General features: G+C 56.9%; 32 protein-coding genes. 21 read left to right on the top strand and 11 right to left on the bottom strand.

Annotated elements, in window-relative coordinates:
• Positions 1 to 175: 175 nt before the first annotated feature.
• The 3 genes from AB4090_RS13535 to AB4090_RS13545 are packed head-to-tail and all read left to right on the top strand — an operon-like array spanning position 176 to position 2,315.
• Positions 176 to 448, top strand: coding sequence for a hypothetical protein (locus AB4090_RS13535; protein WP_369574419.1), 273 nt, complete (start codon positions 176 to 178; stop codon positions 446 to 448).
• Entirely contained in the window at positions 445 to 723 is a 279-nt protein-coding gene (locus AB4090_RS13540) for a type II toxin-antitoxin system YafQ family toxin (protein ID WP_369574420.1), read from the top strand. The genes AB4090_RS13535 and AB4090_RS13540 overlap by 4 nt, the downstream gene beginning before the upstream one ends.
• A complete protein-coding gene (locus tag AB4090_RS13545) occupies positions 720 to 2,315 on the top strand; it encodes a restriction endonuclease subunit S (protein WP_369574421.1) in 1,596 nt (531 codons plus the stop codon). The genes AB4090_RS13540 and AB4090_RS13545 overlap by 4 nt, the downstream gene beginning before the upstream one ends.
• A gap of 321 nt (positions 2,316 to 2,636) precedes the next feature.
• Here the strand turns inward: AB4090_RS13545 and AB4090_RS13550 are convergent, their stop codons facing one another.
• A complete protein-coding gene (locus tag AB4090_RS13550; RefSeq protein ID WP_369574422.1) occupies positions 2,637 to 3,584 on the bottom strand; it encodes a hypothetical protein in 948 nt (315 codons plus the stop codon).
• Positions 3,585 to 4,252: 668 nt separating this feature from the next.
• On the opposite strand from AB4090_RS13550, the gene AB4090_RS13555 reads away from it, so the two are divergent.
• From AB4090_RS13555 to bfr, 4 genes are read left to right on the top strand one after another with little or no spacing between them, the layout of a single operon-like run.
• Positions 4,253 to 4,471, top strand: a complete 219-nt coding sequence (locus tag AB4090_RS13555) for a hypothetical protein (RefSeq protein ID WP_369574423.1) — start codon at positions 4,253 to 4,255, stop codon at positions 4,469 to 4,471.
• The gene (locus AB4090_RS13560; protein ID WP_369574424.1) at positions 4,468 to 5,961 is read left to right on the top strand and encodes an N-6 DNA methylase; all 1,494 of its coding nucleotides are present in this window, start codon (positions 4,468 to 4,470) and stop codon (positions 5,959 to 5,961) included. The genes AB4090_RS13555 and AB4090_RS13560 overlap by 4 nt, the downstream gene beginning before the upstream one ends.
• A gap of 53 nt (positions 5,962 to 6,014) precedes the next feature.
• On the top strand, positions 6,015 to 6,227 hold the full coding sequence (locus AB4090_RS13565) for a bacterioferritin-associated ferredoxin (RefSeq protein ID WP_369574425.1): 213 nt from the start codon (positions 6,015 to 6,017) through the stop codon (positions 6,225 to 6,227).
• A 40-nt stretch (positions 6,228 to 6,267) separates the two neighbouring features.
• The gene (gene bfr / locus AB4090_RS13570; protein ID WP_369574426.1) at positions 6,268 to 6,753 is read left to right on the top strand and encodes a bacterioferritin; all 486 of its coding nucleotides are present in this window, start codon (positions 6,268 to 6,270) and stop codon (positions 6,751 to 6,753) included.
• Between the two features lie 121 nt (positions 6,754 to 6,874).
• On the opposite strand, the gene AB4090_RS13575 is transcribed toward bfr, so the two are convergent.
• The gene (locus AB4090_RS13575; RefSeq protein ID WP_369574427.1) at positions 6,875 to 7,144 is read right to left on the bottom strand and encodes a DUF167 domain-containing protein; all 270 of its coding nucleotides are present in this window, start codon (positions 7,142 to 7,144) and stop codon (positions 6,875 to 6,877) included.
• A gap of 189 nt (positions 7,145 to 7,333) precedes the next feature.
• On the opposite strand from AB4090_RS13575, the gene AB4090_RS13580 reads away from it, so the two are divergent.
• Entirely contained in the window at positions 7,334 to 7,738 is a 405-nt protein-coding gene (locus AB4090_RS13580; protein ID WP_369574428.1) for a group II truncated hemoglobin, read from the top strand.
• Positions 7,739 to 7,924: 186 nt separating this feature from the next.
• On the opposite strand, the gene AB4090_RS13585 is transcribed toward AB4090_RS13580, so the two are convergent.
• Entirely contained in the window at positions 7,925 to 8,500 is a 576-nt protein-coding gene (locus AB4090_RS13585) for a TM2 domain-containing protein (RefSeq protein WP_369574429.1), read from the bottom strand.
• A gap of 80 nt (positions 8,501 to 8,580) precedes the next feature.
• On the opposite strand from AB4090_RS13585, the gene AB4090_RS13590 reads away from it, so the two are divergent.
• The 4 genes from AB4090_RS13590 to AB4090_RS13605 are packed head-to-tail and all read left to right on the top strand — an operon-like array spanning position 8,581 to position 11,250.
• Positions 8,581 to 9,516, top strand: coding sequence for a LysR family transcriptional regulator (locus tag AB4090_RS13590; RefSeq protein ID WP_369574430.1), 936 nt, complete (start codon positions 8,581 to 8,583; stop codon positions 9,514 to 9,516).
• Positions 9,513 to 10,268, top strand: a complete 756-nt coding sequence (locus tag AB4090_RS13595) for a GMP synthase (RefSeq protein WP_369574431.1) — start codon at positions 9,513 to 9,515, stop codon at positions 10,266 to 10,268. Before AB4090_RS13590 ends, AB4090_RS13595 begins: the two co-directional genes overlap by 4 nt.
• A complete protein-coding gene (locus AB4090_RS13600; protein WP_369574432.1) occupies positions 10,265 to 10,621 on the top strand; it encodes a hypothetical protein in 357 nt (118 codons plus the stop codon). Before AB4090_RS13595 ends, AB4090_RS13600 begins: the two co-directional genes overlap by 4 nt.
• Entirely contained in the window at positions 10,621 to 11,250 is a 630-nt protein-coding gene (locus tag AB4090_RS13605; protein ID WP_369574433.1) for a VTT domain-containing protein, read from the top strand. Before AB4090_RS13600 ends, AB4090_RS13605 begins: the two co-directional genes overlap by 1 nt.
• Here AB4090_RS13605 and AB4090_RS13610 read toward each other — a convergent pair whose 3' ends face one another.
• The 3 genes from AB4090_RS13610 to AB4090_RS13620 are packed head-to-tail and all read right to left on the bottom strand — an operon-like array spanning position 11,251 to position 13,241.
• Complete coding sequence (locus AB4090_RS13610; RefSeq protein WP_369574434.1) at positions 11,251 to 11,652, bottom strand: DUF805 domain-containing protein; 402 nt, start codon at positions 11,650 to 11,652, stop codon at positions 11,251 to 11,253.
• A 30-nt stretch (positions 11,653 to 11,682) separates the two neighbouring features.
• Positions 11,683 to 12,555 (bottom strand): N-carbamoylputrescine amidase, encoded by an 873-nt coding sequence (aguB, locus tag AB4090_RS13615; RefSeq protein ID WP_369574450.1) that lies wholly within the window; start codon positions 12,553 to 12,555, stop codon positions 11,683 to 11,685.
• Positions 12,556 to 12,593: 38 nt separating this feature from the next.
• The gene (locus AB4090_RS13620; RefSeq protein ID WP_369574435.1) at positions 12,594 to 13,241 is read right to left on the bottom strand and encodes a thioredoxin fold domain-containing protein; all 648 of its coding nucleotides are present in this window, start codon (positions 13,239 to 13,241) and stop codon (positions 12,594 to 12,596) included.
• A 334-nt stretch (positions 13,242 to 13,575) separates the two neighbouring features.
• Here AB4090_RS13620 and AB4090_RS13625 point away from each other — a divergent pair, with 334 nt between their 5' ends.
• The gene (locus tag AB4090_RS13625; protein ID WP_369574436.1) at positions 13,576 to 14,685 is read left to right on the top strand and encodes a C40 family peptidase; all 1,110 of its coding nucleotides are present in this window, start codon (positions 13,576 to 13,578) and stop codon (positions 14,683 to 14,685) included.
• A gap of 60 nt (positions 14,686 to 14,745) precedes the next feature.
• Here AB4090_RS13625 and ccsB read toward each other — a convergent pair whose 3' ends face one another.
• Positions 14,746 to 15,909 (bottom strand): c-type cytochrome biogenesis protein CcsB, encoded by a 1,164-nt coding sequence (gene ccsB / locus AB4090_RS13630; RefSeq protein ID WP_369574437.1) that lies wholly within the window; start codon positions 15,907 to 15,909, stop codon positions 14,746 to 14,748.
• Positions 15,910 to 16,083: 174 nt separating this feature from the next.
• Positions 16,084 to 16,404, bottom strand: coding sequence for a hypothetical protein (locus AB4090_RS13635; protein WP_369574438.1), 321 nt, complete (start codon positions 16,402 to 16,404; stop codon positions 16,084 to 16,086).
• A 56-nt stretch (positions 16,405 to 16,460) separates the two neighbouring features.
• Between AB4090_RS13635 and AB4090_RS13640 the strand changes: the two genes are divergently transcribed.
• From AB4090_RS13640 to ychF, 8 genes are all read left to right on the top strand, one after another.
• Positions 16,461 to 18,380 (top strand): ATP-dependent DNA helicase, encoded by a 1,920-nt coding sequence (locus AB4090_RS13640; RefSeq protein ID WP_369574439.1) that lies wholly within the window; start codon positions 16,461 to 16,463, stop codon positions 18,378 to 18,380.
• On the top strand, positions 18,377 to 19,042 hold the full coding sequence (tsaB, locus tag AB4090_RS13645; protein ID WP_369574440.1) for a tRNA (adenosine(37)-N6)-threonylcarbamoyltransferase complex dimerization subunit type 1 TsaB: 666 nt from the start codon (positions 18,377 to 18,379) through the stop codon (positions 19,040 to 19,042). The genes AB4090_RS13640 and tsaB overlap by 4 nt, the downstream gene beginning before the upstream one ends.
• A gap of 14 nt (positions 19,043 to 19,056) precedes the next feature.
• Positions 19,057 to 19,509 carry a ribosomal protein S18-alanine N-acetyltransferase gene (gene rimI / locus AB4090_RS13650; RefSeq protein WP_369574441.1) on the top strand — a complete coding sequence of 151 codons (453 nt, stop codon included), beginning with the start codon at positions 19,057 to 19,059 and terminating at the stop codon, positions 19,507 to 19,509.
• Positions 19,510 to 19,514: 5 nt separating this feature from the next.
• Entirely contained in the window at positions 19,515 to 21,131 is a 1,617-nt protein-coding gene (locus AB4090_RS13655) for a peptide chain release factor 3 (protein WP_369574442.1), read from the top strand.
• Positions 21,128 to 21,592 (top strand): tetratricopeptide repeat protein, encoded by a 465-nt coding sequence (locus AB4090_RS13660; protein WP_369574443.1) that lies wholly within the window; start codon positions 21,128 to 21,130, stop codon positions 21,590 to 21,592. Before AB4090_RS13655 ends, AB4090_RS13660 begins: the two co-directional genes overlap by 4 nt.
• Before the next feature lie 152 nt (positions 21,593 to 21,744).
• On the top strand, positions 21,745 to 22,356 hold the full coding sequence (locus AB4090_RS13665; RefSeq protein ID WP_369574444.1) for a 50S ribosomal protein L25/general stress protein Ctc: 612 nt from the start codon (positions 21,745 to 21,747) through the stop codon (positions 22,354 to 22,356).
• Between the two features lie 8 nt (positions 22,357 to 22,364).
• Positions 22,365 to 22,934, top strand: a complete 570-nt coding sequence (gene pth, locus AB4090_RS13670; protein WP_369574445.1) for an aminoacyl-tRNA hydrolase — start codon at positions 22,365 to 22,367, stop codon at positions 22,932 to 22,934.
• A gap of 9 nt (positions 22,935 to 22,943) precedes the next feature.
• A complete protein-coding gene (gene ychF, locus AB4090_RS13675) occupies positions 22,944 to 24,035 on the top strand; it encodes a redox-regulated ATPase YchF (RefSeq protein ID WP_369574446.1) in 1,092 nt (363 codons plus the stop codon).
• Positions 24,036 to 24,053: 18 nt separating this feature from the next.
• Here ychF and AB4090_RS13680 read toward each other — a convergent pair whose 3' ends face one another.
• The 3 genes from AB4090_RS13680 to AB4090_RS13690 form a co-directional block, all read right to left on the bottom strand.
• Positions 24,054 to 24,455 (bottom strand): Rrf2 family transcriptional regulator, encoded by a 402-nt coding sequence (locus AB4090_RS13680; protein WP_369574447.1) that lies wholly within the window; start codon positions 24,453 to 24,455, stop codon positions 24,054 to 24,056.
• 96 nt (positions 24,456 to 24,551) lie between these two features.
• Positions 24,552 to 25,160 (bottom strand): hypothetical protein, encoded by a 609-nt coding sequence (locus AB4090_RS13685; RefSeq protein WP_369574448.1) that lies wholly within the window; start codon positions 25,158 to 25,160, stop codon positions 24,552 to 24,554.
• Positions 25,161 to 25,321: 161 nt separating this feature from the next.
• Positions 25,322 to 25,520 (bottom strand): hypothetical protein (locus AB4090_RS13690; protein ID WP_369574449.1); only part of this gene is annotated, 199 nt, incomplete at its 5' end.

Consider the following 25,520-nt stretch of genomic DNA (forward strand, 5'->3'; position numbering starts at 1 on the left):
CACCACAGACGTTTTCGAAAATAGGCGCTGAAACCCCTATGAATGCTGGGGTGGCATTACGAATTTGACGATTTTTGCCGTTGAACTGTCGAACTCGGGTGTGCCGTGCAAGCCCGCTTGTTCGGTACTTTGCAAAGTGCTTTAATCGGTACATGAACCCGTATGAGAGACCGACATGAACCTCGTCCCCGCCCAGGAAATCAAGCGCCGTGGCATGGCCGCCGTGGATGAAGCCCTGACCCAAGGCCCCGTGCACATCATCAAGAACAACCGCCCGCAGTATGTGGTGCTGACCGAAGAAAGCTACCGCGAACTCGTCGAGGCGCAGGCGGAAGCCGCTCTTGCACGCATCAAGGTCTCGCTGGAGGATGCCAAGGCCGGCCGCGTCACCCGCCACGCTAGCGTCGAAGCCCTGTTGCAGCACCTGGACCGTGAACCAGCGGCATGAACTGGACCCTGTCCACGACCGGCTTTTTCGACCGCAGTGCCCGCAAGTTCCTGTCCCGGCACCCCGACCTGCGCCTTCGTTTTGCCGAAACCCTGGCTCAGCTCGCTGCCGACCCCTTCCAACCCGGCCTGCGTCTGCACCCCCTTGGCGGAAAGCTCCAGGGCTTGCAGGCGGTGCGCCTGACCCACAGCTATCGCATCATCCTCACCCTGCAGATCACCGAGCACGAAATCCTGCTGGTGGATATCGGCAGCCATGACGAGGTGTATGGGTGAGTAAGGCGAAACCAACTGCGAGTGCCGACGAGGCCGAGTTGGAACGGCTCGACGACCAGGAACTGGCCAGGCTGGTCAGAGAGCGGGCGGACGAGCCGACGATTCCGGTCAGCGTGGAAGATCTGTCGGGACCGGCGGCCATAACTCGCCAACAGGAAATGGTGGGTTGCGCTGCGCTACCCCACCCTATAGGTTGGACAGAAATAACTATCGAGGAAATCGCCGACGTGAATCCTCGCATCGACAAAGCCTCAATTCCTGATGACCTGCCAGTCTCTTTCGTTCCGATGCCCGCTGTTGGCGCAGCCGACGGATCAATTCATGTCGAAGAAACTCGACCTGCTGGTGAAGTGAAGAAAGGATTTACCGCTTTCCTGGAAGGTGACGTGCTTTTTGCCAAGATCACCCCTTGTATGGAAAACGGCAAGATGGCCGTTGTGCCCAAGCTGGTGAATGGCTTCGGGTTCGGCTCCACTGAGTTTCATGTGCTCCGCCCCAAGTCGGGCATGGATGCCAAGTACCTCTACTACTACGTTTCGAGCCAGACATTTCGCGGTGAGGCCGAGCGGAACATGACGGGTGCGGTCGGTCAGCGGCGCGTGCCTACGGGCTACCTCAAGGAGTGCAAGATTCCAGTTGCGCCCCTCGACCAACAAAAACGCATCGTCGCGGAAATCGAAAAACAATTCTCCCGTCTCGACCAAGCCGTTGCCAGCCTGCAGCGCGTCAAGGCCAACCTCAAACGCTACAAAGCCGCCGTCCTCAAAGCCGCCGTCGAAGGCCGCTTAGTCGAAACTGAAGCCACCCGCGCCCGCCGCGAGGGCCGCAGCTACGAAACCGGCGCCCAACTCCTCGACCGGATCCTCCAAACCCGCCGCACCCAGTGGAACGGCCGTGGCAAATACAAAGAACCCGCCGCCCCTGACACTACCAGTCTGCCTGAGTTGCCGGAGGGGTGGGTGTGGGCGAATGTGGATCAGACTGCTCTGGTTATCAGCGGCCTGACCAAGAACCCGAAACGTGAAACGCTTCCAAACAAACTTCCATATCTGCGCGTTGCCAATGTGTATGCCAATGAACTTCGGCTGGATGATATTGAGAGCATCGGCGTAGCAGAAAGCGAGTTAGAAAAGCTACTGCTGCAACATAACGATCTGCTTGTCGTCGAAGGGAATGGCAGTCCAGATCAGATCGGAAGGGTCGCGCTGTGGGATGGCTCGATTCCAAACTGCGTTCACCAGAACCACATCATAAAAGTTCGTTTCGGCGATTCGTTTCTGCCGAGTTTTGCTATGAATTGGCTGCTGTCGCCGAGTGGGCGCAATCATATTGAGCAGGTGTCGAGTTCAACATCGGGGCTGCACACATTGAGCACAGGTAAAGTTTCTCGCTTGCCCGTTCCAATTCCTCCGGTGGCCGAGCAACACCGTATCGCCGCCGAAACCGACCGCCGCCTCTCGCTGCTGAACGATACCGAGGCCCAGGTGGATACAAACCTCCAACGCGCCGAGCGCCTGCGGCAGTCTGTTCTATCCGCTGCTTTTTCCGGCATGCTGCTTGTTCCCCATACCTTGTCCGAAGTCGCTCTATGACCCCCGAACTCGTTGAGGTCAGCCCAGACCTCTAGCGTCGGCACCGCTATTTGCTAGGTGGCCTTTACCGGGATAAGCCACCCTTCGAAGGATCTGCTCCGCAGGGGGCTTCACAGCGAGAACAGTAGACAAAAATTAATTATCGGCAAGATCTGCGCTTTCGTGAGAATTATTTTAGTTGGAAATATAGCCGGATAAGAAGTCTATTAGCATGGTAAAAGATTGAAGGTAAGTGTGTATATATAAAGTAGACGTGATTTTTAGAGGGGATATTCTAACAGAATATATGTGCGTTAATCTGTCCTGACAGAATTTTCTGGCCTATTTTTTTGGCTGCGTGTTGTCTGATATTTTCTTGAGAATGAAATGCCAAATAGAAATAAATGAAGGTGAAATAATAAGAAAGACAAAGGAAACAATTGAGAGGTAGCCAATTGTAGCTTCATTCGGCATGTCAAACAATGAAACAATTGATTCTGATGCGGCCCATGATGATGCCACCCTGAGCGTTAATTCGAGTGATGAAAAAATGAACTTTTTATAAACATATTTAGAAATGAAAAATCTAAAAATCTGTGCAAAAGATAGTAGTGAACCTAGCAAAAAAAGCGCTATAACTGCATATCCAGAGTGATAAATATAAACTGAGAGGTCAAGTTTCTCTAGGGTTTTGCTTGGGCCTTTTGGGCGGTAAAGTACTAGGTTTTCTCCTTTGATTGCGGCTGTCCACCGCAGGCTGGATTCGTTATTAGAATAAGGGTCGCTTATAATTGGGACTTTGTGTTTGCTAATCATGACGATGGTAACAGAGATGCTGTCCCTAGGGTTAAGAAGGGTCGGCGGTATTACCACTTCAGATTCGTTTACTACGTTTGGTATAATTTGCGGCCTATTACTCTCTGGATTGATGGTTGCGTTTATTATTTTTCTGCCACCAAGAGCGACAATTTTTATTGGATTGTAAAAATCATTTGGAGTTATTATCCTGTGTGATTCGTTTTCAATGTTGTATACTAAAATCTGTAAGTGCGATGGGTTTACTTTATTGTTCATGTATTTAAGATTTATGTGCCTGCTTAATTCTGGATTTAGTTTTGCAGAAGGAATAAGAGGGGTGGCCAGCACGGGTTGCACCACCAATTCTCCTGAAACCTCTGTTTCATTTGATTTGTATAAAGGGTAGATGGTGCAACCTGCTGTTATTATTACTCCAATAAAAGTCCAAAATCCCTGGCTTAAAAAAATACCATATAGTGTTTTTTTGTTCATTTATCTCTCGGTTAATTCAGGGTTTAGATGAAGAAGGCGAGTCGGCCTACTATGCGCTCACGTCTCCGTGCCAAAAACCTATCTAATGACATCTTTTGACCGACTCCTGACCATTACTATGTCTAATATGGCCCAAGCCTCATACTAGTGCAAGATGATGCTCATGCTCATGCTCATGCTCATGCTCATGCTCATGCTAAGGCTTGAGCAATCCTCTCTATCATGGGCGTTCCATCGGGGCTTGGCATTGTGCACTGGGGGTACAATCAAGCAAACTGCAGTTTCTTTTATTTTATCATTTAAGCAAAACTTGGTTTGCTTGATCTGATATAATGACTCAGGTGTCTGAATGGAAAGTAGAAAGTCGTCTGCTGGAGGATGACTTTCTCGACCGCGACGCGCTCTTCGATCACTACCGCCACACCCTGACCATGCTGGGCTACTAGCGCGGCCATCTGTTCACCCTGGACCGGCGACGGCGCGTGATGTTCTGCCACGACGCGATGCGATGCGCTTCGTACAGTTGCTGCCCGGTGCGCGGCAAGTGGATATGGCCGGAAAATGCGATGCTGGAGGCCGTTGCGCAACTTTAGCAGGTATAAACGTTTCAATCGGACGGATATAAATGTTTCAATTGGACGGGCATTGTGGCAGACCTTCCTGCCAGGGTGGTTCTGGATGAGGTTCAGCAAGTGCCGGAGTTGTTCGCTTCGTTGAAGGCGGCGGCGACGGTCACCGAGTCGGATTTTAGAGGCTTGCGCAAACTCAGGGACGCGAGTGGCTCGCGCTTCGTGGGCGGTGTGGTGCTATACGACGGCGAGAGCATGGCGCGGTTTGGAGAAAATTTATTTGCGGTGCCGATCAAGGCCCTTTGGAGTATGAAATGAACACCGCCACCATCGTCCAAAAGCTCTGGAACTACTGCAACGTGCTGCGCGACGACGGCATGTCCTATGGCGACTATGTCGAGCAGCTCACCTACTTGCTGTTCCTGAAAATGGCCGATGAGCGCACGCGCGCGCCGTACAACCAGCCCAGCCCGGTGCCCGCGGAATACGGCTGGGCGGTGCTGCTGCGCAAGGATGGCGACGCGCTCTTCGATCACTACCGCCACACCCTGACCATGCTGGGCTACGAGCGCGGCCTGTTGGGGCTGATCTTCGCCAAGTCGCAGAACAAGTTTCAGGACCCGGCCAAGCTGCGGCGGCTGGTGGTGGACCTGATCGACAAGGAACAGTGGGTGTCCATGAGCGCCGATGTGAAGGGCGACGCCTACGAGGGTCTGCTGGAGAAGAACGCGCAGGACACCAAGAGCGGCGCCGGGCAGTACTTCACGCCGCGCGCGCTGATCGCGGCCATCGTCGAGGTGATGGCGCCGCAGCCCGGCGAGACGGTGAGCGACCCGGCCTGCGGCACCGGCGGCTTTCTGCTCGCCGCCCACGACCAGGTGGTGCAGCAGCACCCGCACCTCACCAAAGAGCAGCGCCGCCAGCTCAAGGAAGAAACCTTCAAGGGCTGGGAGCTGGTGCAGGCCACGGCGCGACTCTGCGCCATGAACCTGCTGCTGCACGGCATCGGCAGCCAGGACTTTGAGCCCATTGTGGTGGGTGACGCGCTGGCCGCTGACCCCGGCGAGCGCTTCGACCTCATCCTCACCAATCCGCCCTTCGGCAAGAAGAGCAGTACCACCATCGTCGGCGAAGAAGGCCGCGCCAGCCGCGAGCGCGACAGCGTGGAGCGCAACGATTTCTGGACCACCACCTCCAACAAGCAGCTCAACTTCGTGCAGCACGTCAAAACCCTGCTCAAGCAGCAGGGCCGCGCCGCCGTGGTGGTGCCCGACAACGTGCTGTTTGAAGGCGGCGCCGGCGAGACCATCCGCCGCAAACTGCTCGCCGAGTGCGACGTGCACACCCTGCTGCGCCTGCCCACCGGCCTGTTCTACGCCCAAGGTGTGAAGGCCAACGTGCTGTTCTTCGACAAGAAGCCCGCCAGCGAAACGCCGTGGACCAAGCAGCTCTGGATCTACGACCTGCGCACCAACCAGCACTTCACCCTCAAGACCGCCCCGCTGCAGCGCGCCGATCTGGATGAATTTGTGGCCTGCTACCACCCCGCCAACCGTCACGAGCGCCGCCCCACCTGGTCGCCAGAAATCCCCACCGGCCGCTGGCGCGCCTATGACTACGCCGAGCTGATCGCCCGCGACAAGGCCAGCCTGGATCTGTTCTGGCTCAAAGACGACTCGTTCTCCGACGCCGACAAACTGCCCGCGCCGGAGTTGATTGCGGCGGAGATCGTGGACGACCTGGAGGCGGCGTTGGAGCAGTTCCGCTTGATTGCCGCCGGTGTGGATGACGACACTCTACTGAGTTGACAACAGCAATCATTATCATTACCGTTACGCTCAAGGCGATGGAGGAGTATCCCATGTACGTTTGTGTGTGTGCGGCGGTGTCAGAATCAGAACTGCGGCAGGCGGTGCGCGAGGGCGCCCATACCCTGCGCGCGCTGCGGGAGGGCTTGGGGGTTGGGGCACAGTGTGGTCGTTGTGCCCGTTGCGCCCGCGACATTTTGCACGATGAACTCGCCCACGCGCACCGACCATCGGGCAAGGTGCTACCCTTACATAAAGTGGCGTAGTGCGCCATCGCATCCACCCAGAAGGAAAAAGGAGAAGGTCATGAAAGGGGATAAAAAAGTCATTCAGTTACTCAACAAGGCCTTGGCTATTGAGCTGACCGCCATCAATCAGTATTTTTTGCACGCGCGCATGTACAAGAATTGGGGCTTTTACGCCCTGGGCAAGCATGAATATGCCGAGTCCATCGAAGAGATGCACCATGCCGACAAACTCATTGAGCGCATTTTGTTCTTGGAGGGGCTGCCCAACCTGCAGGATCTGAACAAGCTCCTGATTGGCGAGGATGCTGCAGAGTGTCTGCGCTGTGATCTCAGCTTGGAGCAGACCGGCCACGCCCATTATGTGGAGGCCATTCACTACTGCGAGTCGGTCAAGGATTATGTTTCGCGGGAGGTGCTGGTGGGTATCCAGGAGCAGACGGAAGAACACATCGACTGGCTGGAAACCCAGATAGCCCTCATCGACAAGGTGGGCTTACTCAACTTCCTGCAGACCGCTGCTGGCCCTCTGCCCAGCGGCGATTGAAACGGTTTGGCGCGTCGGGCACCTAGCGCCCCAGCGCCCGTTCGATTTTTTGATCCTTCTTGTACTGGCTCAGGGCATATACCGCGGCAATATGGCTTCGTGACCATTACTGGCGGGCTGGCTACGGCTGTGCTGAGGGCTCTTGAGCCGGCGGGAGGCGCGCCTGCACTTCGGTGGCGGATAGCCCATCTACCCGGAAGGTCTTTTGTCGGCTTTTTTCGCCCCGCAACAGGTGCAAACTGGATTTGGCTACCCCGAGTTGTTCGGCGAGAAACACTATGGTGGCGGCATTGGCGGCGCCTTCCCGAGGCGGGGCGTGGATGCGCAAGTGGAAGATTGCGTCTTTCCAGCCGACCCAGCCACTGCTGCGCGCCCCTGGCTGCACATGCACGGTGAAGGTGTGGGATGCTGTCTCCCTCGTTGCGGGGCGTGAAGAGGGGGAGCTGCTAGGGTGTGGGTTCATAGGTGCCGCATGGCTGGCTCAAGCGGGCCTTCAGTGTAAGGGTTCTCCCTGGTCTGGGCCATGCAGTGCTGCCCGGTGCTACAATCCGCCCGGAGTATCCCTGCGGAGTGTGCTGACGTGACTGACCCCCTGATCCTAGACCCCAATATCAGCCCCTACAGCCTTTTGGGTGGCGAGGAGGGCGTGCGGCGCCTGGTCAATCGCTTCTATGACCTCATGGACAGCGAGGCCGATTGGCAGGAGCCGCTGCGCGCCCTACATCCTGCTGACCTGAGTGGTTCCAAGGAAAAACTCTTCCTGTTTTTGTCGGGTTGGCTGGGGGGCCCGGACCTCTATGTGCAAAAGTTTGGTCACCCCCGTCTACGGGCGCGGCACGCCTCATTCCCCGTAGACGATACGGCCCGCGATCAGTGGATGGCCTGCATGCTGCGGTCCATGGACGAGCAGGAGATGAGCCCCGAGCTCTACGCCCATCTTCAGGGCGCCTTGCAGCGCACCGCCGATTTCATGCGCAACCGCTGACGGGGTTGATCAGGCTGCCGATCCCGTTACTGCTGACCTGGCAGCTTTCCCCCGTCCACAAAAAACGCGGCGGTGTGCGCGGTGGGTGATGCTCTCGACAAGCTTAATTCTACCAAAAACCCTGGCTGATTGGGGGCAACCTGCCTATCCCCTCAGGCCAATCGCGGGATTCGGGAAAAATCACCCTTACTCGTCGTTCTGCTTTTCTTTGCGGCTGATTTCCGCCAACAGCTTTTCCTGTTCGGCAAAAGACATGCGTCGGCTACCCGCAGTAAAGCCCTTTTTCGCCGCGCCTTGTTCTGCCGGATGACCAGCGCGCTCGCTTTCCTTGATGTTTTTATATTCGTGCAGCTCTTTTTCCCATTGCTGGCCTTGGTCTAGATTTTCCGGACGTCCCGCGAAGCCCTTGGGCGCGGCCGGGGTCTGCTGTGCAAACCAAGCAGCTTTGCGTTGCTCGCGGTTGAACGAGCTCACCCAGCCCCCAAGATGGCGCAGGTCCAGTAAGGCGAAAAGCAGCATCAAGATTCCAAATCCCAAGGGAAAGGGCCAGGGCAGGGTCAGGGCAAGGATGGCGACGATCAGGCTGGCCATGGGATAGGCCCAAGCCAGTGGGCGTTGCAGATAGAAGCGATGTAGACCGAGGCAGAAACCCAACCAGCTCAAGTAAGCGGTAGAAGTCTTTTTCTGTAGTTGTTGCAGGCGGATTTGCACGCTTTGTAGCCCTTCGCCTTTGAGGTCGAGCTTCTCCCAGGCTTTCGGCACGGGCTATCTCCAAGCAAATATGTTGAACCGCTCTAATATTACCCCTAAACTCTGGCAAAGTCGCGAGCGACGGGAAAACTATGGCAGATAGAAGATTGCAGGTCTTTCACACGGTGGCGCGTTTGTTAAGCTTCACCAAGGCGGCAGACACCTTGCACATGACGCAACCGGCGGTGACCTTCCAGGTCAAGCAACTGGAAGAGCAGTTCAACACGCGCCTTTTCGATCGTACCCATAACCGCATCAGCCTTACGGAAGCGGGCATGGTGGTGTACGAATATTCAGAACGGATTCTATCGCTATATTCGGAAATGTCCAACCGGGTTGGCGAGATGACTGGTGATCTGCGTGGTCACTTGCTCATTGGCGCCAGTACCACCATCGCAGAATATATGCTGCCTCGGGTCTTGGGGGATTTCAAAATGAAATACCCCGACGTGCAAGTGCGCTTGCATGTTGGCAATACCGATAAGATCGTGCACATGATTGAAGACAACAGTATTGATCTCGGCCTGGTCGAGGGGGTGGTCACCAACAAGAGCTTGGCTACCTTGAAATGCTGTATGGACAATATGATTGTTATTGCTCCCGCCGATCACGTGCTGGGCGAACACCCGGCGGTCCTACCGCGGGAGTTGCTCGACTATCCCTTTGTGTCGCGGGAAGAGGGGTCCGGTACCCGCGAGGTAACGGTGGAATATCTGAGTCAGGAGGGTGTCGATCCCCAAGATCTCCACGTCACTATGGAACTGGGCAGCCCGGAGGCCGTCAAAGGCGCGGTGGAGGGCGGTCTTGGCATTGCCGTGGTCTCCGAGGCAACGGTACTCAAAGAGCTGGCGCTAGGTTCGATCGTTGCCCGCCCCCTCAATCCGCCGCTGGCTAGGCCGTACTTTTTCGTCTATCAAAAACAGAAATTCCGCAGTCTGGTGATGGATGAATTTCTGGAATTTTCCAAAGAGCGTTGTGCCAGGGATTTTCTTACCTTGCCAAAGCAACGCGGGGTAGTCCGTTCATGAAGCATTTTGCCGTTGTACAACACAGTTATTCCGAGTTTTTAGGCATCATTGAAAGTCAGCTGGAAAAGCGCGATATCGGATTTAGTTATTTTCGCGTTTTTCTCAGTCAGGAATTGCCCAGTAGTGCCCTGACTTTCGATGCCCTCTTCCTGCTGGGTGGTCCGATGTCACCGCTGGAGACGGAAAAATACCCTTGGCTGGAGCAGGAATTGCAGACGATCTCTGCATTTCGTAAGGCAAATCGACCGGTAATCGGGCTAGGCTTGGGGGCATTGTTGTTGGCGCAATACGAGGGCGCCGAGCTCTCGCTCGAGCCTTTTCACAATGTTTACTTTACCACTGCCCATGCGACGGAAGCGGGGCGCGATGATCCCTTGGCGCAGGCGGTGGACGGTCGGCAGGTCATCGTCTGGTCTACCGGCAGCGCCAAATTGCCCGCGCATATTCAACCGTTGGTGGTGGATGATGACGGGCGCTGGATTGCCTTTCGTTCGGAAGATGGGGGTGCGATGGCCTTGCTCTTCCGCCCCGAGATGAAGCCTGGGCTGATCGAGGACATCCTCATGGAAGAGGATCGGGAAACGCCAGACAATATTGGTGAACTACTCACCCAAGCGCGAGAGCTTTGGCCCGAGATGCAGAAAACCACGGATCAGGTCCTGGTAGCGCTGGTACGTGAGTTATCGTTGATGTCCGAGCGGCGCAAGCCGCGGGTCTTTGCCCTGAATGTCGCGCCGGCAGACAAATCATGAATGCCTATGAGCGCCGTCTGTTGCGGGCAAGTCGCAAACTGGATGATACCCAGCGCGATCAACTGCTTACCTTCTCCGAATTTCTTCTCAGTCGCAAGAAAGAAGCTGCTGCTGGTGCCAGTGCGCCGCTGCTGGAGCCGTTGCAGATCCCGGCGCGAGAAGAGGAGACCGTGGTCGGAGCGATCAAGCGTTTACGTGAGTCGTATCACATGCTTGATGCCAAAATTATGCTCAATGACACGGCCTCGGTGATGTCCAAACATGCCGTGGGGGGGCTGCCCGTAGACGCGGCGATTGTCGAATTGGAGAGCCTTTTTCTGCGCCATTACGAGCGCTATCGCGACGATTCCTGATGTTGCATCTGTTGCAGGTGCTCCTGCACTTCGATCAATGGCTGGCTCTATTTCTGCAAGAATATGGAGCCTGGGTGTATTTGGGGCTCTTCCTCATTCTATTTGCCGAGACTGGGCTGGTGGTGATGCCGATATTGCCTGGCGACTCTATGCTGTTTGTTTGTGGAACGCTCGCGGGCGCTGGGCATATGTCGCTGGTGATTTTGGTTCCGTCTTTGGTGCTTGCCGCGGTGCTGGGGGATGCGCTGAATTATGTCATCGGTCGGCGCTTTGGCCCGGGTCTATTCTCAGGCCGGTGGCGTCTGCAGCCCGCGCATTTGGCCATGACGGAGGCGTTTTACCGCAAGCATGGCGGTAAGGCCATCATCATTGGCCGCTTCCTGCCCATCATTCGCACCTTCGTGCCCTTTGTCGCCGGTATCGCACGCATGTCCTGGGCACGTTTTACTGCTTTTAACGTTGTCGGCGCCTTTCTCTGGGTTGGTGGCCTGCTCTTCGCTGGCTACTTCCTCGGCCGTCTGCCTTGGGTAAAGGCGTATCTCACGCCGTTCCTGCTTTTGATCATCTTCCTCTCGCTATTGCCAGCGCTCTTTGCCTGGTTGCAGAACCGACGTCGCGTCCTAAATTAGCTAGTACGCCAGGCTGTCGTGATAGGGGCCGTACTTTGCGCCGCCCGTCTTGGCGGGGAAGATGTAGATGATCGTTAACGCGATGGCGCCGATATAAGGGATGAGATTTAACAGGAGAAGCCAAGCGGAAAGATCGACATCATGCAAGCGTCTCGCTTGTGCCCCTAAACTGGGTAATAAGATCGCTAACATATACAGAGCGTAGATCAGGATGACGAAGCTGCTGAATAACGAGTGCTCCCCTGCGGCAAATGCACCAAAAATACCTGCCAAAATGACAAAAGCAAAAATGATGAGGAAATTGCAAAGTGTGAACCACCAGAACTCGGCGCGCGCCATGCGCCCGTCGAAACGAAAGTAGTTGTTGAATATGGTATTGGTATAGGCGTTGATCATGCGCATGTTTTCTCTCCTATGTAAGGAAATCAGAGCTTATTGGTTTGCTTGTCCATCAAAACTGCAAATAGGGCCGTAGAGGTCGGGGCGTCGGTCGCGGAAGAGACCCCAGTCGATACGCTGGCGCGCGATGGCATCCAGGTCCAGATCCGCGGAAACAAATCCCTCTTCCAGATCGGCTTGAGCAAGGAGTTCACCCGTGCCATCGGTGATAAAAGATCCACCATAGAAGGTGATGCTCGCGCTCTCACCATCCTCTTTGCCAATCCGGTTGGCAGCAATCACCGGCAGGACGTTGGCCGCAGCGTGGCCTTGCATGGTACGGGTCCAGTGGCCGCGACTGTTGATCTCGGGTGCCAGCGGTTCCGAGCCAATGGCGGTTGGGTAGAGCAAGATCTCCGCGCCCTGCAACGCAAGCACGCGCGCGGTCTCCGGGAACCACTGATCCCAGCAGATGGCGACGCCGAGTCGGCCATATCGAGTGGGGAATACACGAAAGCCGGTATCACCAGGGCTAAAGTAGAATTTTTCTTGATAGCCTGGACCATCGGGGATATGCGCCTTGCGATAAAGCCCTAAGTCCTTGCCATCGGCGTCAAAGGTGACAAGGCTATTGAAGTGAGCATTGCCGGCGCGCTCAAAGAAACTTACCGGGAGCACCACGCCAAGCTCTGCCGCCAGCTCTTGCATGCGCAAGAGGGCTGGGTCTTCTTCGCGGGTGCGGGCAAGAGCGAAGAAATCGACGTTTTGGTCTTTGCAAAAATACGGGGTGCTGAATAGCTCCTGCAAGAGGATGACTTGGGCCCCCGCCGCCGCCGCTTGGCGGACCCAGTGCTCAGCCTTGGCGATGTTCTCATCGCGTCCCTCCGCTATCGCCATTTGGATGGCGGCTACCCGTACCCGCATGATTCCCCCGCAAATTCCCTTTCGCGGAGAATACGTTGGCGCTATTTTCCTGGCAAGGCTTTCGGGTGCAGAGGGATTTCCTTGAGGGCGTCGCGCAGGTTGCTACTATTAAGCGCCCCCTGAACGATTTGGAGTGAGCCGTCCTCCTCGCGATAAATCATGGTGGGTACCAACTGCTTCCCTGCCTTGTTCAATAAAGCGAGGTTCCCTTCCAGAATCTTATCGGTTTTTTCATCACCCAGTGTCTCCGGCACACCACCAAAGTGCGCCATGTTGAATTTTTTTTCATTCTCCAGAATGGCCGCGAGTGGATCTTTCGCCTGTAGAATGTAGGCGGCCTTGCCGCTGCTGCTTGGGGCGAGAAAGCCCACGAGAATATAGCGCACCTGCAAGTGCAAGGGTTGAATCTGGCTTTGCAGTTCGTCGATGAGCACGTGACAGTAGGGGCAATTAGGGTCGAAGATCACATAAAGTATGCGCGTGCCGCTGCCTTGCGCGATCCAATGGCTGTGTCCCAACTTCGACCACAGCTTGTGCCGAGCTGTGCCTTCCTGGGCATGGGCAACGCCTGGGACGAAGGTCAGAGCCAGGAGGGCGAGCGCCACACCTATCCAGACGTTACGCCAACCCCTGAGAATCCATGGGGAATTCTGTCCAGGTATGGCCCAGGAAAGTTTGCTCGCAGCCACATTACACCTCCTGAAGAACGCATTCTCTTAAGGTAAGCAAGATTTGGACCAATAAAAAGTTTTCCTCCTGTTACAAGCGCCTAACAAAAGCTTGCGCAATGGAACATTTTCGCCTAGATTCCCAAATAGGCGTTATGGGGTATTCGTGTTAGTTATGGCTAATAAACCGAACAAGCCGATCAATCGCAGTTTGGCACTCGCGCCTGTGGCGAGTACGTAGCGCCGGTCGTACAGTCGTAAGGCGGCCTTTGTTTTGGTGGGGGGTGTGTCTCTGCCTGCGGTTCTTGGGATAGAACCCATGCAGCGACGCTTCCAGAGCGTTTGGAGGAACGTGATGCGAAGAAGTCTGGTCGGGGTGGCGGTAACACTGGCGGTGTTTTTTTCGGGTAGTGTCATGGCGCAAGCGCATACCGCGCTGCGCCATTATGAGCATGGTAAGCACGCCCGCGCGGTTGCTTCCCATCACCGAGCGACGCACCTGGTTCACCGGCACCGCCGGTTCAAGCACGCCATTGCGCCAGTCGTCCACCGGCAGCGCAAAGTAGAAAGCCCTTCTGCAGACGATGTTGACTATCAGCCTGCCAGTTTTGATAGTCTGGCTCCGAGCGCTCTGCAACTGATGCATCTCTCCCCCGTACCTTTTGCGGGGGTGGGAGCCGCGCCGCAGGCCAGCCCGTTGCCGCATTATTCCTTCTCGCGACCTGTCCCTGTGCAAGTGCAGCCGGTGGACTCCGCGCAATTCATTAACGCCTCCCTGATTCTCGCCAAAGTGGCAGAGAACGCTCCGGCCGCTGCCGCCCCTGTCGTGAAAGTGGGCGAGGCGGTGGCCGTGACCTCTATGGCAGAAAATGCCGTGCCATCTCACCCCGGTGGGACGCTGGGCGTTGCCCTGCAGATGCTTGCGAGTCAAGCCTATTATTGGGCGAGCCATCCACTCGAAGCCCTGCAGCAGAATGGGGATTTCGCTGCTGGAGATAATGCCCGAACGGAACTACGCAACGATGTTGCCCTTGCTGCCCAGGATGCAACAGCAGAATCTTCTACTACTAGTTGGCTCTCGCCGCATGGGCTTGTCTCGGCCGCCTTGCATTTCATTGGTGCGCCGTATGTATGGGGTGGAGCCAGCCCGAGCACAGGTTTCGATTGTAGTGGCTTTGTGAAGTACATTCTGGCCAAGTTCGATATCCTAGTGCCCCGCACTTCTTATGCACAAGCAGCCAGCCTGCCGGCCATCCCGCGTCGGGATCTAAAGCCAGGGGACCTCGTCTTTTTCAACACCATGCACCGAGCCTTTTCGCATGTCGGTATTTACATTGGCCATGGACATTTCGTCAGCGCCCAAACGCCTTCCACTGGCGTCCAGGTGGCGAGCCTTAGTGATCCTTATTGGGCAGAACGTTTTGACGGCGCGCGTCGTTTACCGCACGGCATCAGTATATCCTGAACGTGGGCGAAAAAATGGCGGGGCGACGATATTGCGCCCGCCGTTTTTTTTGTTTCTAGTTCAGAGCTTGCCGTAGGAATGCAGGCCGCCCAGAAAGAGATTGACACCAATGAAACAGAAGGTGACGACGATGAGACTGATTAGGGCCCACCAGGCCATCGGTCGGCCATGCCAGTTTTTCTGGCTACGGGCGTGCAAAAAGCCCGCGTAGTTTAACCAGACGATCAAGGCCCAGGTCTCCTTTGGATCCCAAGACCAGAAACCTCCCCAAGCTTTGGCCGCCCAGACCGCCCCGAGAATGGTGCCGGCGGTAAAAAATAGAAAACCGAAAGCAATCGTTCCCGAGTAGCTGCGTTCGAGAATCTCTAGACTGGGCAAGCGATCACGCAAAAACCCGCCATGTTGTATAGCGCGCTCCTTGAGCAGATAGGCGAGCCCGGCCATGGCGGAAATGTAGAAATTTGCGTAGGCGACAAACATGGATGGCACGTGGATCTTCATCCAGAAGCTCTGCAATGCCGGAATCAGTGGCGCGATGTGGTCGAGATGGTAGGCTGCTCCGACCCAGAACATGAAGATGTCGGCGATCAACACCAGTGGCAGGACAAAGGCGCCCAGACCGCGACTCTGGGTATCCTCTTCATAATACAAATAAAAAAGGATGGTCATGGCGCAGAACAGCGCCATGACGTCGTAGATATCGCTGACGGGGATGTGCCCCCAACTGGGGTGACCAATGTAGGTCTCGCGCCAGCGAATGGCGAGCCCGGCAAAGCCTAGGGCAGCCGCCGCCCAGGCGAAACGCTGGCCCCAGCGACCGCCGACCTCGCTACCCCGAAACAGATACGCGTAATAGCCGCCAGCGCTAAGCAGAATGGCGACGCTCATCCAGTCGAACATCGCGTTACTATGCAAAAAGTAGCGCATGATCAGGCTATTGGTGTCGTTATAACCGAGGCCGTAGATGCCTACGCCAATGCCAGCGATAGTGAGAACGGCCAAGGTAAATAGGCGAAAGTGTGGCCATTTCAGGCCAAACCACAACAGCCCGCTGTACCACATGCCAAGGATGATGAACTGCCACATCCAGAATTGGGCGCGGAAAACAACCCAAATACCGAGGGCACCCACCGTGAGAAAGAGCGTCCAGGCGAGGTTTTGCTTGAGACTACTCGGAAACGATTTATCGAAACGCGTATACCGCTGTTCGAGTTGAACAGACATGATGCGGTTGCCTCCCTTAGTTTTGCGATGACTCGTTTTTGCTGGTGGAGTGTAGCAATTCTGGGGCCGCAGCTGGATGAGAGCGCGGTCAGGCTTTGTAGCGCATAGTCGATTCTCGGCTGGACCGTAGCGCACAACCTAGCGTAGAAAGTTGCCCGTGCTGGGACAGCCCAATCAGCTCAAAGGCGCCTTACTATCATCTAAGCGCGCAAGTAGCCGGAAGCCACCGATCATCCCCCCAATGCGTTGCTGAAGCTCCGCCTCCCAATCTGTACCTAGTGGCCAGGCCTTGCCGCGCGTGTGTTGGGGAATGTCTAGCTTGTCTGGCTCGCGTCCATCCAATAGGATCAACAAATCAGGCCAATTTTGATCTAGGTATTCATGTCGCGCTTCCAGCCATTCTCCGCCGGACTGCTCGGCCAGCGCGACAGCGCAGGCGGCAATTTCCGGGCGTTGCTCGTGCAAAAAGACCACGTGGGCGCGACGTTTATACATGTGTGGCAGGGTAATGTGCGGCGTTTTCCTTGTCGAGTCATTGTGCAGGTCAGTAAATGAGCGTCGCTATTGCGTGTGGCGAATGGCAAGAAATACTGGGCGCTACGAGCCCATTGGCAGCGTTGCTGCCCGGCTTTCGCGTGCGTGCGCAGCAGCAAGAGATGGCCGCGCGGGTGGCTATTGTCCTGGCGGATGGAGGAGTGGCACTGATCGAGGCCGGTACCGGGACGGGGAAAAGCTTTGCCTACCTGCTCCCAGCGCTGTTGTCTGGACGGCAGGTGATTGTCTCCACCGGCAGCCGTGCCTTGCAAGATCAGCTTATCGACAAAGACCTTCCTTTGCTGCATCGGGCCTGGCCCAATTCGGCGCGGGTGATGCGTCTCAAGGGGCGCAGCAATTATCTATGCCCCTATCGCTTGCAGGAGAGCCTGCGTGATGGTGTGGCCGGACCCATCCAGCGCGACTTGCTGCGGGTAGCAGACTGGGCCGCCACTACGCGCGAGGGCGACATTGCCGAGCTACGTGGCGTAGCCGAAGACTCTGCTGTCTGGCCGCTGGTGACTTCTACGCGCGACAACTGCCTTGGTGCGGAATGCCCCGAGCAGTCCCGTTGCCCGGTGTTGGACGCGCGACGGCAAGCGCACGAGGCAGAGCTGATTGTCGTCAATCACCATCTCTTGCTTTCCGACCTGGCGCTGAAGGCAGAAGGCAAAGGTGATCTGTTGCCCAATGCCGACGCCCTGATTGTGGACGAGGCGCACCAGTTACCAGAACTGACAGCGCAGTTCTTCGGCCAACATCTGAGCGCCCATCGCCTGGCAGAATGGGGGCGCGACAGCCGTGTTGCGGCGCTGGTGGAGGCCGCCGACGATGCCGAGCTGCGCGCCGCTATCCAGACCTGGGAACGCGCGGTGCATAGCTGGCAGGAAAGTGCCGGGGAAGGGCGGCAGGAGTGGCGTCCCGACGACGACTCGCGAGTAGCACAGCAGTTTCGCGAGATTTTGCGCTGTGCCGAACCATTGCAGGAGCAGTTGCGCACCGTAGCCGTGCGAGGCAAGGGGCTGGAGCAGTGCAGCCGGCGTGGCGCAGAATTGCAGACGGTGCTGGCGCATTTTGCCGCCCCTGGCCTCGCAGAGCAGGAAGTACGCTGGTGTGAAAGGCGCGGGCGTGGTCTATTGCTTCATGCCACTCCCCTCGACCCCGCCGAGACTCTACAAAAACATCTGTTTTCGCAATACAGCGCGGTCTTGCTCACGAGTGCCACCCTGCGTATTGGTGGCGATTTTTCGCAAACACGTAAACTCTTTGGCGTGCATGACAGCCAGGATTTTCTGGCAGCAGCACCCTTTGATTATGCGCGGCAAGCCCTCCTTTATCTGCCTGCCGGTCTCCCTGAGCCGAGCAGCCCGACCTACACCCGTGCCTGCCTAGAGGCAGCCATTCCGGTACTCGAGGCGAGCGCGGGGCGCGCTTTTTTTCTCTTTACCAGCCATCGCGCCTTGCAGGAGGCCGCAGCGATCCTGTCCAGCCGCCTGCGCTATCCTTTATTAGTGCAAGGGCAAGCGCCGCGGGCGCGTTTGCTGGAGCGTTTTCGCGCGGAGGGTGATGCCGTGTTACTGGGGGCGGCGAGCTTTTGGGAGGGCATTGACGTGCAAGGCGAGGCGCTGTCGACTGTCATTATCGACAAACTCCCCTTTGCTAGCCCTGGCGATCCGGTGCTCCAGGCGCGGATGCAGCGGATTCGCGAACAGGGTGGTGAGCCGTTTCGCGATTTGCAGATCCCCCAAGCCGTCATCGCCCTCTGTCAGGGTGCCGGGCGCTTGATTCGCTCGGAACAGGATCGCGGGGTGTTGATGCTTTGTGATCCGCGCCTGCGCAGTAAGGGTTATGGGCGTATCTTCTTGCAGAGTCTACCGCCCATGCACCAGAGTAGCGATCTGGCAGAGGTACAAGAGTTTTGGCAGAAGCGCACGTGAAAAAAACTTGGCTAGCCATCGACACGGCGACCGAGGCCTGTTCTGTGGCTGTAGGTGATGGTGAGCGCATCTGGCAGGACTTGGTTGTGGCTCCCAATCGGCACAGTGATCTGCTTTTGCCGATGATTGATGGGCTCCTGACCCAAGCAGGTCTGCGCCTCGAGCAAATAGATGGCTTGGCTTGCGGTGTGGGGCCGGGGGGCTTTACCGCCGTGCGCCTGGGGATCAGCACTATGCAGGGGCTGGCCATCGCGACGGGAAAGCCGCTGTATCCGGTGTCGAGTCTGCAAGCGCTGGCGGCCGGGGCATCTGGCAAGCCGGTGTTGGCCGCCTTTGATGCGCGCAAGGGCGAAGTCTACGCTGCGGCCTTTCGCCCTAACGCCCTGGGGGTTCCGCAACTATTGGCGCCAGAGCAGGTCTGTCGACCGGAATCCCTGTGCTGGCCGCCAACGGAAGGGCCATGGCTGGGCCTGGGGACGGGCTGGACCGCCTATGGCCGGCATTGGCCCGGCGTTCAAGACTGGCAAGGCGATCGGTATCCACAAGCGGCGCAGGTCTTGCAAATTGCCCAGCTGCGCGCCGCCGCGGGCGATCCGGGCATTGCCCCCGAGGCGCTGGAGCCGCATTACCTTCGGCCCTCTTTGGTCGTGGAGGGAAAATAGTGGTTTTACGCATCATGAGCACTGACGACCTTGACGCGGTTGCCACCCTTGAGGCAGAGATTTCGCCCGGACCCTGGACGCGTGGGATCTTTCGCGATTGCTTGCTCGCCGGTTATGACGCTTGGGTGGGTGCAGACGGTGATCAACTACTGAGTTTTGGTGTGCTCTCCGTCGGCGCGGCTGAGGCACACATCCTCAATCTCGGTGTCGACCCCGCGTATCGGCGTCGTGGGCATGGGCGGGAAATGCTCCATCAGTTACTTACCCGTGCGCGGCAGTTGGGTGCCGAACGCGCCTTTCTCGAAGTCCGCGTTTCCAACCGTGGCGCACAAGAGCTCTATCATCAGGCGGGTTTCCATGAAATTGGCGTGCGTTTGCAGTATTATCGCAACAAAGAGGGACGCGAGGACGCCTTGGTACTCTCCCTGGCGCTAAGCCAGTCCCTCCCCACGCTGTCTGAGAGTTGATTGAGATGTCGGAAAATGCCGAGGCGCTCGCGCGCCCCCAAAGCCTAGACGAGATTCGTCGTCGTCGCACCTTTGCCATCATTTCCCACCCGGATGCTGGCAAGACCACCCTTACCGAAAAGCTGCTGCTCTTTGGTGGAGCCATCCAAATGGCGGGTACGGTCAAGGCGCGCAAGAGCAGTCGCCATGCCACCAGCGACTGGATGGCCATCGAAAAGAGCCGTGGCATCTCGGTGGCTAGCTCGGTGATGCAGTTCGACTACGCCGGGCATGTGATCAATCTGCTCGACACCCCGGGCCATCAGGACTTCTCCGAAGACACCTACCGGGTGCTGACGGCGGTGGACTCGGCGCTGATGGTGATTGATGCCGCCAATGGCGTCGAGGCACAGACCATTAAGTTGCTCGAGGTTTGCCGCCTGCGCGATACCCCCATCATCACCTTTATGAACAAGTTCGACCGCGAGAGCCGCGATCCCACAGAGCTGATGGATGAAGTGGAATCGGTGCTGGGCATCGCCTGTGCGCCGGTTACCTGGCCGGTAGGAATGGGCAAGCGGTTTCGCGGTGTGTACCACCTGCTGCGCGACGAGATGTTGGTCTTTGCCCCCGGGCAGGAGAGCCGTGAGCAGGATTTTGAGGTGATATCCGGGCTCGATAATCCCGAGCTGGACAAGCGTTTTCCCGATGAAATGGCGGACTTGCGCGCTGAGGTTGAACTGCTGCGTGCGGCCGCCAATCCCTTCGATTTGGAAGAGTTTCTGGCCGGGCGACAGACCCCCGTGTTTTTTGGTTCGGCCATCAACAACTTTGGTGTGCGCGAACTGCTCCAGGCCCTGATCGACTGGGCACCGGGACCTCTGCCGCGCCCGACTACCAGCCGGAGTGTCGAGCCTGACGAAGAGCGTTTTTCTGGCTTCGTGTTCAAGATCCAGGCCAACATGGACCCGCAGCATCGTGATCGCGTCGCTTTCCTGAGGATTTGTTCCGGTCACTTTCAGCGTGGCATGCGCGTGCGCCACCTGCGCCTGGGGCGTGAAATCCAGATCCACAACCCGATCACCTTTCTCGCCCGCGAGCGCGAGCTGGTGGAAGACGCCTATGCCGGCGACATTATCGGCCTGCACAACCACGGCAGCATCCAGATTGGCGATAGCTTCAGCATGGGCGAGGACCTGCAATTTACCGGCATCCCCTATTTTGCCCCCGAACTATTCCGCCGTGTGCGCCTGCGCAACCCCCTCAAGGCCAAGCAGTTACAGAAGGGCTTGCAACAGCTGGCGGAGGAGGGTGCGACTCAGGTCTTTCGGCCTTTGCAGGGCGGTGATCTCATCCTCGGCGCGGTCGGTGTCTTGCAGTTTGACGTGGTGGCCGAGCGCCTCAAGACCGAGTACGCCGTCGAGGCCAGCTTTGAGCCAGTGAATGTGCAGACGGCGCGCTGGGTGGACTGTGCGGACGTCAAACGCCTGGCGGAATTCACTCGCAAGCTGGAAGAGCATCTCGCCGAGGATGCCGGCAATCGTCTTGCCTACCTGGCACCTTCGCGGGTGAACTTGGACCTGACCATGGAACGCTGGCCGGAAATTACCTTCCATGCTACTCGGGAACATGCTGGCGCATGAAAAAGTCCATCCTGGCCGCTGCTGTTGTAGGATTGTTATTGGCGCTGCCCGCCTGTGCGCAGGACTGGGAAGCGTTGCGCAACCGGGCAGAGCAGGACCCCCAGGCTCTGGCACAGTTGCAGCAGGCGGCGCAAGACGGCCACGGTGAGGCGGCATTTTATCTCGGCACCCTCTACGCCCCGCCCATCTGTAAGCAGGAACGCACAGTGCCCAAAAGTTGGAGCCAGGCCCTGCATTGGTATCGAGTCGCCTCTGACCTGGGTGAAGGTAAGGCCGACTTCGACCTCGGCCTCGCCTATGAAAAGGGTCTGGGGGTAGCCAAGGATCCGACACTGGCGCGCTACTATTACCGGCGCATGATGACTCAGGCCGCACGCGAGGTGGGTGTGCCCGCCGCGCAAGCCGAAGCCCTCGGTACGGGGGATACGTATGCGGCGTGCTCTTCAGATCATTCGAGCTGAAGGGATTACCATTGCTCTCTTTGCTGATGAGTTCCGCTGGGCTGCCTTGCGCCAGGGCATTGATCCTCGTATAGTTTGCGCCTCATTTAGGGGAGAAAGGCACGGTCGTCCCTCGCCCCGCTCGTGATAACGCAATAGAAGGAGTAGCAACAATGACCGAAGCACATTTTGTCCTCGCCGCCGAGAAGCGTAGTGAAGAAGGGCGTCGTAATAGTCGGCGCATGCGCCGTGCCGGACGGGTCCCGGCGGTGGTCTACGGGGATGGCAAGCCAGCTGAGTCTATTAGCCTGGATGTTTTTGAAGCCTATAAATTCTTGGCTAACGAGCAGGCATACAGCAATGTCGTTACCTTGAAACTGGACGGCCACAAGGAGAGTGTGCTCATCCGCGATCTACAGATGCATCCCTATAAGGATGAAATCTTGCATGTGGATTTTATGCGCGTACACCAGGGAGAGCTGGTAACTCTGAGTGTCCCTGTGCATCTGCTGAATGAGCATTCGGCAGTGGGTGTGAAGATGGGCGGTGGCTTGCTGCACCGTGCCCTGACGGAAATCGAGATTCAGGGTCCAGTTGGCAAGCTTCCTGAAGCCATCGAAGTGGATGTGGCCGAATTGCAGGCTGGTGCCAGTATCCATTTGTCGAGCCTGAAGGTGCCGGCGGGTGTGGTGCTGGTCGCGCTCAAGCACGGCGATGACAAGGAAGTAGTCTCCATCCACGCCCCGCACGGTCCTGCGGCAGAAGAAGGCGCCACCGAGGAGTAATACCTTCCATGGACTGGCTGATCGCTGGCCTGGGCAACCCCGGGCCGGACTATGCAAAAACCCGCCACAACGCGGGTTTTTGCTTTGTACAGGAGTTGGCACGGCGCCACAATGTGCCCTGGCGCCTGGAGAAGCCCTGGAAGACTGAACTAGCACGAATACCGGGACCGGGGCATGATCTTCTCCTGCTTCAGCCGCAGGATTTTATGAATCGTTCGGGTGGGCCGGTGCAGGCCGCCGCCGCTTTTTATCGGGTTCCTCCCGCGCGCGTTCTTGTTGTGCACGACGAGCTGGATCTGCCCGCCGGCGTGGCACGCTTCAAGTGGGCCGGTGGTCACGGTGGGCATAATGGTCTACGCGATCTTGATCGCGCCCTGGGTACGCGCGACTACTGGCGTCTGCGCATTGGTATTGGCCATCCCGGCCACAAGGATCGCGTGGTAGGTTACGTGCTTGCACGCCCGAGTTCTGCGGAAGAAGCGGAAATCCATGCAGCCATTGAACGCAGTATGAGCGTTCTTGATGATTTTCTTGCTGGGCGGCAGGAAGCCGCCATGAAGACCCTACACAGCGAATAGGAGCCCCCCATGAGTCTGGCCTGCGGCATTGTTGGTCTACCCAACGTTGGCAAATCCACCCTTTTCAATGCCATAACCAAAGCGGGAATCGCCGCAGAAAATTATCCTTTCTGCACGATCGAACCGAATGTCGGTCTGGTCAGCGTACCTGACTCTCGCCTACAGGCATTGTCCGAGATCGTTCACCCGCAAAAGGTGGTTCCAGCAATGGTGGAATTTGTCGATATTGCCGGGTTGGTGGCCGGTGCGGCGCAGGGAGAAGGGCTGGGTAATCAGTTTCTTGCCCATATTCGCGAGACCGACGCCGTCGCCCTGGTGACGCGCTGTTTTGTCGATGCCAATGTGGTGCACGTGAATGGAAAAATCGACCCGGTGGCTGACCTCGAAACGGTTATGACCGAGTTGGTACTCGCTGACCTCGCCAGTCTGGAAAAGGCGCAGGCGCGTGCCGCCCGACAGGCCAAGGGGGGTAACAAGGAGGCAATCGCTGAGCTGGCCGCCATGACCAAGTTGCAGCCGCACCTGGACGCCGGCAAGCCGGCGCAGAGCGCCTCTCTTACAGCAGAAGAACGCCAGTACCTGCGCGGCCTTTTTTTGCTGACTCTGAAGCCCCTCATGGTCATTGCCAATGTGGCCGAAAGCGAACTGGAGGATGGTCCTTGGCGAGCCCCTCTGGAAGAATGGGCGAGCGAGCGAGGCGCGAAGGTGGTACCCGTCTGTGCTGCCATCGAATCCGAGCTGACAGAGCTGGAGCCGGAGGAGCAGTTGGCATTTTTGCAGGACCTTGGCCTGGAAGAAGCAGGACTCAACCGCATTATCCGCGCCGCTTATCAGCTTTTGGGCTTGCAGACCTACTTCACTGCCGGGGAAAAAGAGGTGCGCGCCTGGACCATCCCCGTGGGCGCCACAGCACCGCAAGCGGCAGGCGTCATCCATAGTGACTTCGAGCGCGGATTCATTCGTGCGCAGACGATCTCTTACCACGATTATATTCGCTACCGCGGCGAAGCCGGTGCCAAAGAGGCCGGAAAACTGCGCGCCGAGGGCAAGGAATATGTCGTTCACGACGGCGACGTACTGAATTTTTTGTTTAACGTTTGACTACTACTCTCTAACCCCTCAAGACGGGATCAGGCGCTCCAGACAAAAACCCTTGAGCAGGTCGTTTTGGCGTTCTTGGAGCTCGATCCAGGCGCCATGCAGCGGGCAGGGGTGGACGTCAGAACATTCTTTTTGTCCGAGAATGCAATGTACTTGCTTTTCAGGAGCAGTGCTTACGGCTTGCAGAATGTCGTAGGCGCTCAAGCTCGCGGCTTCGGGGCGCAGCGCAAAGCCGCCACCTTTGCCTTTCAGGGACTCGAGAACCCCACGTTTGGCCAGCACACGTAAGACATTGGCCACACAGGGTTCGGATACCCCCACTGCATGTGCAATGTCGCGACAAAGAATCGGTACACCGATTCCTTGCTCGGCTAGGAACAGCAAACAGCGGAGAGCACATTCAGTATTTTTGTTGAACATTCGTAGTCGGTCGTTTGGTGGCTATTGCTGAATTCGGGGCAAGGTGCCTGGGCACGTTGCCCCAAACCTGTTGGAACAGGAGATCCTGTTGTGAACTTAATGTGCAGCGACCGCGGCGGATTTGTTGCCACCAGTGCGCAAAGCATTGCGGCGCATCGCCCAGCTCATGCCTAGCATGGCGGCCGAGAACGCGGCTGAGAAGCCGATAACAATCCAGGCGTAAATGCCAGAGCCAGCTTGTGGAGCAACGGCAAAGATCACCTGCAGGCAAATGGCCAAGGCGAGGTAGGCAGAAGAGCCAATGATCAGGACCATTTCTTTGTTCTGCACGTTGCGGATGACCCATATCCCCTCGAGCACGCCGACGATGGCTACCCAGGCAAATATGGTCAGGAGTGTGGGTAGCATATTGCCGTGCGCTGCTAAGACAATTACCGCAATACCGGCGGCAACACCGACAACGGCCTTGATGGCAATTAGCACCCGTGGGCAAGTACCAGAGCCCTTTTGCGCTAAACGGATTGCCGAATAGCCGCCATCAAAAAACACGTAAATGGCAAAAAACCATACAAGTAAGGTTATGGTGGCACTGAAGTCGAGTAGTGCAACGATGACGAAGGCTAAGGCAGCGATGCCACGTGCCAGCAGCAGCTTCCAAGAAAATAGGGTCAGCCGATCTTCTCGAGCGAGTGTTTGTGTATTCATAGGTAAACCTCCTTTTTCCTGTTCCATTAAAGAATGGTAAAAAGCATTCTTTGATCTGATTTATAGTCAAATGACAAACCTAAGGCAAGCATTATTTTTTTATTCTCTTAATCATCCCATAACATATTTTACTGAAAGTTTGTTGCTAATTAGTAGTATTATTAAATAAACATCAGCTTATATATTGCCATTTCCCGCTTTCTAGCCCAACTGTGAGTTGGCAATCCATGCCATGATGGCACTGGAACTTCCTGATATTCCCCTAAATCCGCGATTGCTGCTAAGAGATAGATAGATAAGGCCCCGATCTGCAAGCCTTTCTGGTAGAATAAGCTTATCGAGAGCTTCACCCAGAAGGTG

The sequence above is a fragment of the Acidithiobacillus sp. IBUN Pt1247-S3 genome (assembly GCF_041146875.1).
Taxonomy (GTDB): domain Bacteria; phylum Pseudomonadota; class Gammaproteobacteria; order Acidithiobacillales; family Acidithiobacillaceae; genus Igneacidithiobacillus.